We start from the raw sequence: 8,622 nt of genomic DNA, 5'->3' as shown, positions 1-8,622 counted from the left end.
CAGCTGTGAGGATAGGGGAAGGGGATGGGAGAGGATTTGGGTATGTCGCCATTGGGTCGTCGCCGGAGTCGTGGGTCGGAGCGCGTTGGGGAGAAGGTGGTGGTCGCTCCCGAGAGGCATCCGAGTGGGGCGGTGCCGCCGGTTCTGCCTAAGGAACTGGTGCCTGAGCACGTGGCGATCGTGATGGATGGGAACGGGCGGTGGGCCAAGCAGCGGGGGTTGCCGCGGACCGAGGGGCACAAGGCGGGCGAGGCGAGTCTGCTGGATGTGATCAAGGGCGGGATCGAGATCGGGGTGAAGAACATCTCGGCGTACGCGTTCTCGACGGAGAACTGGGCGCGGTCGCCGGACGAGGTTCGGTTCCTGATGGGGTTCAACCGGGACGTGATCCATCGGCGGCGTGATGAGCTGGACGCGATGGGCGTGCGGGTGGTGTGGTCGGGGCGCCGGCCGCGGTTGTGGAAGAGCGTGATCGACGAACTGGAGTCGGCGCAGGCGCAGACGGTGAACAACACCGCGATCACGCTGCAGTTCTGTGTGAACTACGGCGGGCAGGCGGAGATCGCGGACGCGGCGAAGGCGATCGCCAACGAGGTTGCCGCGGGCAAGCTCAATCCGGATCGGATCACCGAGAAGACGATCGCGAAGCACCTGTACAACCCGCAGGTGCCGCCGGTGGACCTGTTCGTGCGGTCGTCGGGGGAGCAGCGGACGTCGAACTTCCTGGTCTGGCAACTCGCGTACGCCGAGATGGTCTTCCTCGACACGCTCTGGCCGGACTTCGACCGCCGGGATCTCTGGCGCGCGATCGAGATCTACGCGCAGCGCGACCGCCGGTACGGCGGCGCCGTACCGAACGAAGTCCCCAAGAACGAGGTACCCATGAGCGAAGTCAAGACCGAGGGTTAGGCAGCAGCCCGAGCTCCATCGCGACCGTCACCGCGCGGGTGCGGTCGTCGACGTCGAGTTTCGTGAACAGGCGCTGGAGATGTGTCTTCACGGTCGCCTCGCCGATATACAGCTCGCGGCCGATCTCGGCGTTGCTGAGCCCGCGAGCAACAGCGGCAAGCACTTGAAGCTCACGCGGCGAGGGTTGCGCGGCGGGCGACGCAGCCGGCGTCCGCAGCCGCGACATCAGCCGAGCGGCAACGGGCGGCGCGAGCACGGTCTCACCGCGCGCCGCCGCGCGGATCCCATCCAGCAGCTCGGCATGCGGCGTGTCCTTCAGCAGATACCCGGTAGCGCCCGCCTCAACAGCATGCAGGATGTCGGTATCCGTGTCGTACGTCGTCAACACGAGCACCTTCGTGTCGGGATACCCAGACGCGATTGCCCCGGTCGCGGTGACCCCGTCCGTCCGCGGCATCCGCAGATCCATCAGTACGACGTCCGGTCGCGTCGACTCGACCAGCGCGAGCGCCTCGGACCCGTCCCCGGCTTCGCCGACGACCGAGATGTCATCGGTCACCGAGAGCATGCCGATCAGCCCCGATCGCACCACCGGGTGGTCGTCGACGACTAGGACGCGAATAGTCACATGCTCTCCTGAGTAGGAATAAGTACCTGTACGACGGTGCCCCGCCCCGGCGCACTGTCGACCTGCACGCTGCCACCGGATTCCTCGACCCGCCCGCGCATCGCGGCCAGTCCGAACCCGGCCGACGGAGTATCCGGCGCAAACCCGGACCCGTCATCGCGGATCTCGATCAACACCCGCCCGGCCGACAACCCGAGCGTGATCAGTACAGACGTGGCGCGTGCGTGCTTCCGCACATTGGCCAACGCCTCCTGCGCCGCCCGTAGCAGCACGACCTGCTGGGACTGCGGAAGCGCAACAACCTCCGACTCGTCCAGATCCAACGACACCTGAACGTCAATACCGGTCTCGGCGGCAAAGCGCTCGCCCTGCCGCCGCAGTACCTCGGTCAAGGTTGCCTCTGACAACGCCACCGGAGTGAACGCAGCAACCAGCGCACGGGCCTCGGCAAGGTTCTCCCGAGCCGTGGCCTCGATCTGCGCGAATCGGTCCGCCACGCTGTCACTACCACGGGCCAACTCGGCGGCACCGGTCTGCGACAGCATCACGATGCTCGTCATCCCTTGCGCGAGCGTGTCGTGGATCTCCCGCGCCATCCGCTCCCGCTCAGCCATCACACCGGCGCTGTGGTGTGCCTCGGCGAGCTCGTCGCGGGCCGCGTGCAGCTCCTCGATCAGCTCCGCCCGCTGCTGGCTCTGCGCGATCACTCGCTCGATCCAGATCCCGAACAGCAGGCTCACGATCAGGCTGACGACCATCCACGGCAGGATCGACCAGAACGGGTCCCAGCCCCAGCCGGCACCCCACAGTTGCGCGGTCCCGCACCCGATCACCAGCGCCAGGCTGAACCCGATGCCGTCCCGCAGATCCCGCGCCAGCAACCAGACCTGCGCCGAGGCGATGAACATCATGAACACCGACGCCGGACTCAGCCCGACGAGTACCATCAGGCACCCGATCAGCACCACCCGGAACACCACCGACGGAATCCACCGGCGGGACTGGATGGCCGGCATTCCCACGAACAGGTACGTCGTACCGAGCAGGGCCGCCGCGCCAACTGCAAGCCCGCGCTGCAGGAGGCTCAACGGCTCGGTGAACGAAACCGCCACGCTCATCGCGAGGATGACCCAGAACACGATGTTCCATCCGAGCAGGATCCGGTCACCGACCACTCGGTCCGCCCGTGTGCGTGTCGCCTCCATGGCGACCATCTTCCTCCACACCAGGACCCAGGTGCGAGAAACACCTCCGGTACGGCGCTCAGCCGCGCGGGCCGGCGCCGTACCGGGCAGTGCTTTATCGGAGCGGGCCTGATCGGTGGGCATGGGGATCAGCCGGCGTCCCGGCGGGTCCAGCGGAACACCCGCTGGGCGATGACGAGTCCGACGACGAGCCAGAGGCTCAGCACGATCGCCCCGGTCCCGAGCTGCCAGGTGCCGCCCGGCTCGGTGAACCGGAAGTCGTCGGGCAGGAACACCGACCGCATGCCCTGGGCCAGCCACTTCAGCGGGAAGACCGATGCGATCGATTGCATCCAGCCCGGCAGGTCGCTGTAGACGAAGTACACCCCGGACATGAACTGCAGTAGCAGGACTACCGGCGTGACGACCGCGGACGCTGCCTTGCCGGACTTCGGTACGACGGAGAACGCGATCCCGAGCACGGAGCCGGACGCCGTACCGAGGATGAAGATCCACACGAACCGCAGCCACTTCTCCGGCTCGGTCGGGATGGTGACGTCGAGCAGTAGACCGGCCACCAGCAACAGCAGCGCGAACTGCATGATCGAGGTCGTCAGGACCAGCCCGATCTTCCCGGCGAAGTACGACTGCGGCGACATCGGCGTACCGCGGAGCCGCTTCAGGACGTCCTGGTCACGCTCGATCGCGATCGAGATGGACAGCGACTGGAAGCTGGACAAGAAGATGCCGGAGGCAATCATTCCAGGGGTGAAGTAGGTGGCTGCGGTGACCCCACCGCCGAACGTCGTACCGCCGAAGACGGCCGAGAAGATGGCCAGGAAGACGATCGGGAAGAAGAAGGTGAAGATCAGCTGCTCGCGCTCGCGGAAGAACTCCTTGACCTCGAGCTTGGTCCGGGACAGCCCGACCTTGAAGGTCGAGGGCAAAACGTGGAGTGTGCTCATCGGACTGCTCCTTCCAGCTCGGCTCCGGCTACGGAAGCCTTGCCGATCAGTTCGAGGTAGACGTCTTCCAGGCTGGGTCGGCGGACCTGCAGCTCCGGTACTTCACCGCCGTACTGCGCGAGTAGTCGCGTGACCTCGGCGGTCGGGGTGTCGGTGCGAATCTCCTGCAGGCCGTCTGCGGCCAGCCAGGAGACGCGGGCGGTTCGGGCGCCACGGCCGCCGAGCGTGTCCGGCGTCGCGACCTCGATCATCTTCCCGTCGGCGATGACACCGACCCGGTCGGCCAGTTCTTCGGCCTCGTCCAGGTAGTGAGTGGTCAGCAGGATCGTGGTGCCCTCGGTGCGCAGGTTCCGGATCAGCGTCCAGAACTGCCGCCGCGCCTCGGGGTCGAAGCCGGTGGTCGGCTCGTCCAGGAACAGCAGTTCCGGGTTCCCGATCACGCCGAGCGCGACGTCGAGCCGGCGGCGCTGACCGCCGGACAGCTTCCGGGTCCGCGTCTTGCGCTTCTCCTCCAGTCCGACCGCAGCGATCACCTCCTCCGGGTCACGCGGCGACGGGTAGTACCCGGCGAAGTGGTGGACCAACTCGGCCACGGTCAGCTCGGCCTCGTCCCGCGACGACTGCGCCACGATCCCGATCCGCGCCCGCCACTGGCGGTCCCCGCGAGCCGGGTCACTGCCCAGTACGTCGATCTGGCCCTCGTCGGCGTGGCGATACCCCTCCAGGATCTCCACGGTCGTCGTCTTGCCGGCCCCGTTCGGCCCCAGCAGCGCGAACACCTCGCCCCGGTTGATGTCCAGATCGACACCCGCCACCGCCACCTTGTCCGGGTACCGCTTCACCAGGCCCCGGACCCTCACAGCCTTGTCTGTCTCCATGCCTCAACTTTCGCGCCCAGCACACCTCCCCAGGGAGCGTCACCCGGCGGACTCCCTGTCCCCCGACCGGTGGACACCGCGGGGAAAATCCGCCACGCCCGCAGGTGCTGACGGGAGCGGGGTCGGACGGTTAGCGTCGGGGTCATGGGACAGACAGTGCGTGGTGTGGTGGCGACGGCCAAGGGTGCTCCGGTGACGATCGAGCAGATCAACATCCCGGATCCCGGTCCGGGCGAGGCCGTGGTGCAGATCCAGGCGTGCGGGGTCTGCCATACCGACCTGCACTACCGCGAGGGTGGCATCAACGACGATTTTCCCTTCCTGCTTGGGCATGAAGCGGCGGGGATCGTGGAGAGCGTCGGCGACGGCGTCACCGACGTGCAGCCGGGCGACTTCGTCGTACTGAACTGGCGGGCGGTCTGTGGCAACTGCCGTGCCTGCCTGCGAGGTCGCCCCTGGTACTGCTTCAACACCCACAACGCCAAGCAGAAGATGACGCTGCAGGACGGCACCGAGCTGAGCCCCGCGCTTGGCATCGGCGCGTTCGCCGAGAAGACCCTGGTCGCGGCCGGTCAATGCACCAAGGTGGACCCGGCTGCCAAGGCCGAGGTCGCCGGCTTGCTCGGCTGCGGCGTGATGGCCGGCCTCGGTGCCGCCATCAACACTGGGAACGTCGGCCGCGGTGACACCGTTGCCGTGATCGGTTCCGGCGGCGTCGGTACGGCGGCCGTCGTCGGTGCGCGCTTGGCCGGGGCAGCGAAGGTGATCGCGATCGACCTCGACGAGCGCAAATTGACCACCGCCCAGGAGCTCGGGGCGACCCACACGATCAACTCCAAGGGACTCGATCACGACGGTGTCGTCGAGGCGATCCAGGAGCTGACCGGCGGATTCGGCGCCGACGTCGTGATCGACGCGGTCGGCCGCCCCGAGACCTGGAAGCAGGCCTTCTACGGTCGCGATCTGGCCGGCACGGTCGTCCTGGTCGGCGTACCGACTCCGGACCTGACCCTCGACATCCCCCTGCTCGACGTCTTCGGCCGCGGCGGTTCCCTCAAGTCCAGCTGGTACGGCGACTGTCTGCCGAGCCGCGATTTCCCGCTGCTGATCGACCTCCACCTGCAGGGTCGCCTACCGCTCGACCGTTTCGTCTCCGAGACGATCGCACTGGAGGACGTGGAGGCCGCGTTCACCAAGATGCACCACGGCGACGTACTGCGATCGGTCGTCGTTTTTTAGACGGTAAAAGAGATCCAGGTGTCCGGCGGTGCGTCGGGCCGACCCTTGATGGGCCGGTGCTCAAGCGTCCAGTCGTCGCCGGACATCGCGGCCCCGACCCGTTTCCAGAAGCTCACGGCAGTCGAGTTGTTGTCCTGGAACGCAACCTCACACGGACCAGGATGGTGCGAAAGCACCTCCTGGACCGCGCGTAGTCCGTGCCCGCCGCGGCGCATCGGCCGCACGATGAAGAAGCTGTTCAGCACCCGCACCGGCTGCTGCAGCGCCCGCATCAAGCAGTACCCCACCGGATGCTCACCGCTGTGGAAGATGTACCCCGCCCACTCCGGATCCCCGGTCAGCGCCGACTCCAGCCAGTCACTCCGATAGCTGCCGTCCGCCTGCGGCAACTGTCCCTGGAACTCCGACAGGTCGTGCCGGAACATCAGATACAGCCGCTCCATCACCACGCGATCGTCCGCGTCGAATCGACGCACTACCAGGTCAGTCATTGCTCTCCTCAGAAGGATCGGAACGCAGAAAAGCCTCCCGCCGGAATGATCCGGTACGGAAGGCTTACTACGATCAGTATACCTAGCTGAGCTTCTGGCAGTCCGAGCAGGTACCGAAGATCTCCAGCGTGTGGCTGATGTCGGCGTACCCGTGCTCGGCCGCGACCTTGTCCGCCCAGCGTTCGACGGCCGGCCCCTCGACCTCCACCGTCCGCCCGCAGTTGCGGCAGACCAGGTGGTGGTGGTGCCCCTTCGAACAACGCCGGTACGCCGTCTCGCCGTCGGCCGTGCGCAGCACGTCGACCTCGCGGGAATCGGCCAGTGCCTGCAGTGTCCGGTAGACGGTGGTGAGCCCGACGGCCTCCCCGGACGTGCGGAGCTGTGCGTGGATCTCCTGCGCAGTCCGGAAGTCGTCCAGCGTGTCCAGCGCCAATGCGACCGCTGCGCGCTGACGGGTCGAGCGTGTTCCGATAGCCACCGTTCCTCCTGTCCTCACCGGCTTTTCCGCGGCAACGCCAGCAATTGTCTCAGAACCCAGCAAATCAGTGTTCATCCCAGTGATCCCCATGTCGTGCGTGCAGATGTCCGTCGTGCACGTAGTCGACGTGATCGCCGTGGTCGACCTTCTTGTGACTGCATTCCTCGCCGTGCGCGTGCGGGTGCCCGGCGCTGACCACATGCGGCGCCGGACCCGGTACGCCGACCTCCGGCTCCTCGTCGTCGAGTGGAGCGCTCCGGCCGGCCCGCCGCCGCAGCAGCGTCCCGACAGTCGCGGCCACCACGAACCCGGCCAGTGCCAGCACGACGATGGTTGCGCCCGGAGCGACGTTCGCGTTGTACGACGTGATGATGCCCGCCAGACACGCGGTCACACCAATCGCACACGCAGTAACGAAAGTACTGCGGAAGGACCGAGTGACCTGCTGTGCAGTCGCCACCGGAACCACCATCAACGCACTGACCAGCAGCAGACCGACAGTCCGCATTGCGACGGTCACAGTCACCGCGGCCATCACTGCGATGAGCAGGTTGAGCAGCTGAACCCGCAGCCCGGTCACGCGGGCGAACTCCTCGTCCTGACACACCGCGAACAGCTGCGGGCCTAGGCCGATCGCGATCACCAGGACAGTTACGGCCAGCCCGACTACGACGTACAGGTCGCTGGAGGAGACGGTGGTGAGTGAGCCGAACAGATAGGTGTTCAGTGTGGCCGCGCCTTGACCCGCTAGGCCGATCAGCAGCACACCGCCGGCGATACCGCCGTAGAAGAGCAGTGCGAGCGCTACATCACCACTTGCCTTGCCGCGGGCGCGGACGAACTCGATAGCGGTCGCTCCGGCGATCGACACGATGATCGCGGTGAAGACGGGCTCAGTACCGGTGAGGAGACCGAGGGCGACACCAGTGATCGCGATGTGGCCGATGCCATCACCCATCAGCGACAGCCGTCGCTGCACGAGGTAGGTCCCGATGGCCGGTGCGGACAGACCGGTCAGCAGGCCCGCGATCAGCGCGCGCTGCATGAACTCCAACTGGAACATCGTCATGAGGTGAGCCACCCCGAGTCGTTGCGAGCGTCGTGGGAATGGTGGACGTGCGCGTTGGTCTGCGAGGCGTGCGGGGGACCGTCGTACACGATCCGGCCGCGGCGCAGGATGACCGAGCGGTCGATCAGGGCGTCCATCGGACCGAGGTCGTGGCTGACCATGACCACGGTGGTACCGCGCTGGACCCGCTCCCGGATCGCGTCGGCGAAGATCTGCTGACTGGCCAGGTCGACCCCGGCCGTCGGCTCGTCGAGGATCAGCAACTCCGGATCCGAGACCAGAGCACGCGCAATGAGCACCCGTTGCTGCTGACCACCGGAGAGCTCGGCAACCGCGTCCTTGCGCCGGTCGGCCATGTCCACGACTCGCAGCGCGTCCTCGATCGCCGCCTTGCCGGCTGCACCGAGTGGCGCGAAAAGACGCCGCCGCGACAACAGCCCGGACGACACCACCTCATACACAGTCGCCGGTACGCCGCCCGCTGCGGTGATCCGCTGCGGTACGTAACCGATCCGCTTCCACGCTCGGAAGCGAGGGACCGGCGTACCGAACAGCTGGACCTCACCCCGAGCCGCCGGAAGCAGCCCGACGATGGTCTTGATCAGCGTGGACTTGCCAGAACCGTTGGTCCCCAGTACGGCGACCACCTCGCCCTGGCGGATCTGGAGATCGACGCCCCGCAAGACGAGACGACCGCCCAGGTCGACCGAGAGATCGGTGACCTGGACGGCTTTCGCGGCGGTGTCTGGTTCCGCGCCAATGGGGGTAGACACTGTGGGTG

10 protein-coding genes are annotated in these 8,622 nt (G+C 66.9%); 2 read left to right on the top strand and 8 right to left on the bottom strand.

Annotated features, from left to right (window positions below):
• Positions 1 to 42 precede the first annotated feature (42 nt).
• Positions 43 to 909 carry an isoprenyl transferase gene (locus E1263_RS18160; protein WP_132168841.1) on the top strand — a complete coding sequence of 289 codons (867 nt, stop codon included), beginning with the start codon at positions 43 to 45 and terminating at the stop codon, positions 907 to 909.
• On the opposite strand, the gene E1263_RS18155 is transcribed toward E1263_RS18160, so the two are convergent.
• From E1263_RS18155 to E1263_RS18140, 4 genes are read right to left on the bottom strand one after another with little or no spacing between them, the layout of a single operon-like run.
• Positions 893 to 1,537 carry a response regulator gene (locus E1263_RS18155; protein WP_132168839.1) on the bottom strand — a complete coding sequence of 215 codons (645 nt, stop codon included), beginning with the start codon at positions 1,535 to 1,537 and terminating at the stop codon, positions 893 to 895. The genes E1263_RS18160 and E1263_RS18155 overlap by 17 nt on opposite strands.
• A complete protein-coding gene (locus E1263_RS18150) occupies positions 1,534 to 2,865 on the bottom strand; it encodes a sensor histidine kinase (protein WP_238161309.1) in 1,332 nt (443 codons plus the stop codon). Before E1263_RS18150 ends, E1263_RS18155 begins: the two co-directional genes overlap by 4 nt.
• Before the next feature lie 5 nt (positions 2,866 to 2,870).
• Positions 2,871 to 3,686, bottom strand: a complete 816-nt coding sequence (locus E1263_RS18145; RefSeq protein ID WP_132168837.1) for an ABC transporter permease — start codon at positions 3,684 to 3,686, stop codon at positions 2,871 to 2,873.
• Positions 3,683 to 4,564 (bottom strand): ABC transporter ATP-binding protein, encoded by an 882-nt coding sequence (locus E1263_RS18140; protein WP_132168835.1) that lies wholly within the window; start codon positions 4,562 to 4,564, stop codon positions 3,683 to 3,685. Before E1263_RS18140 ends, E1263_RS18145 begins: the two co-directional genes overlap by 4 nt.
• A gap of 144 nt (positions 4,565 to 4,708) precedes the next feature.
• On the opposite strand from E1263_RS18140, the gene E1263_RS18135 reads away from it, so the two are divergent.
• Positions 4,709 to 5,803: an S-(hydroxymethyl)mycothiol dehydrogenase gene (locus E1263_RS18135; RefSeq protein WP_132168833.1), complete on the top strand. Its 1,095-nt coding sequence runs from the start codon at positions 4,709 to 4,711 to the stop codon at positions 5,801 to 5,803.
• Here E1263_RS18135 and E1263_RS18130 read toward each other — a convergent pair.
• The 4 genes from E1263_RS18130 to E1263_RS18115 form a co-directional block, all read right to left on the bottom strand.
• Positions 5,800 to 6,294 (bottom strand): GNAT family N-acetyltransferase, encoded by a 495-nt coding sequence (locus E1263_RS18130; protein ID WP_202868941.1) that lies wholly within the window; start codon positions 6,292 to 6,294, stop codon positions 5,800 to 5,802. The genes E1263_RS18135 and E1263_RS18130 overlap by 4 nt on opposite strands.
• An 82-nt stretch (positions 6,295 to 6,376) precedes the next feature.
• Entirely contained in the window at positions 6,377 to 6,772 is a 396-nt protein-coding gene (locus tag E1263_RS18125) for a Fur family transcriptional regulator (RefSeq protein ID WP_132168829.1), read from the bottom strand.
• 64 nt (positions 6,773 to 6,836) lie between these two features.
• Positions 6,837 to 7,841 carry a metal ABC transporter permease gene (locus E1263_RS18120; protein ID WP_132168827.1) on the bottom strand — a complete coding sequence of 335 codons (1,005 nt, stop codon included), beginning with the start codon at positions 7,839 to 7,841 and terminating at the stop codon, positions 6,837 to 6,839.
• Complete coding sequence (locus E1263_RS18115; protein ID WP_238161308.1) at positions 7,838 to 8,614, bottom strand: metal ABC transporter ATP-binding protein; 777 nt, start codon at positions 8,612 to 8,614, stop codon at positions 7,838 to 7,840. Before E1263_RS18115 ends, E1263_RS18120 begins: the two co-directional genes overlap by 4 nt.
• Positions 8,615 to 8,622: the final 8 nt, after the last annotated feature.

The sequence above is a fragment of the Kribbella antibiotica genome, from assembly GCF_004349055.1.
Classification (GTDB): Bacteria; Actinomycetota; Actinomycetes; order Propionibacteriales; family Kribbellaceae; genus Kribbella; species Kribbella antibiotica.
Note: the sequence above shows the minus strand (reverse complement) of the source record. Positions and strands in the feature narration are given on the sequence as shown.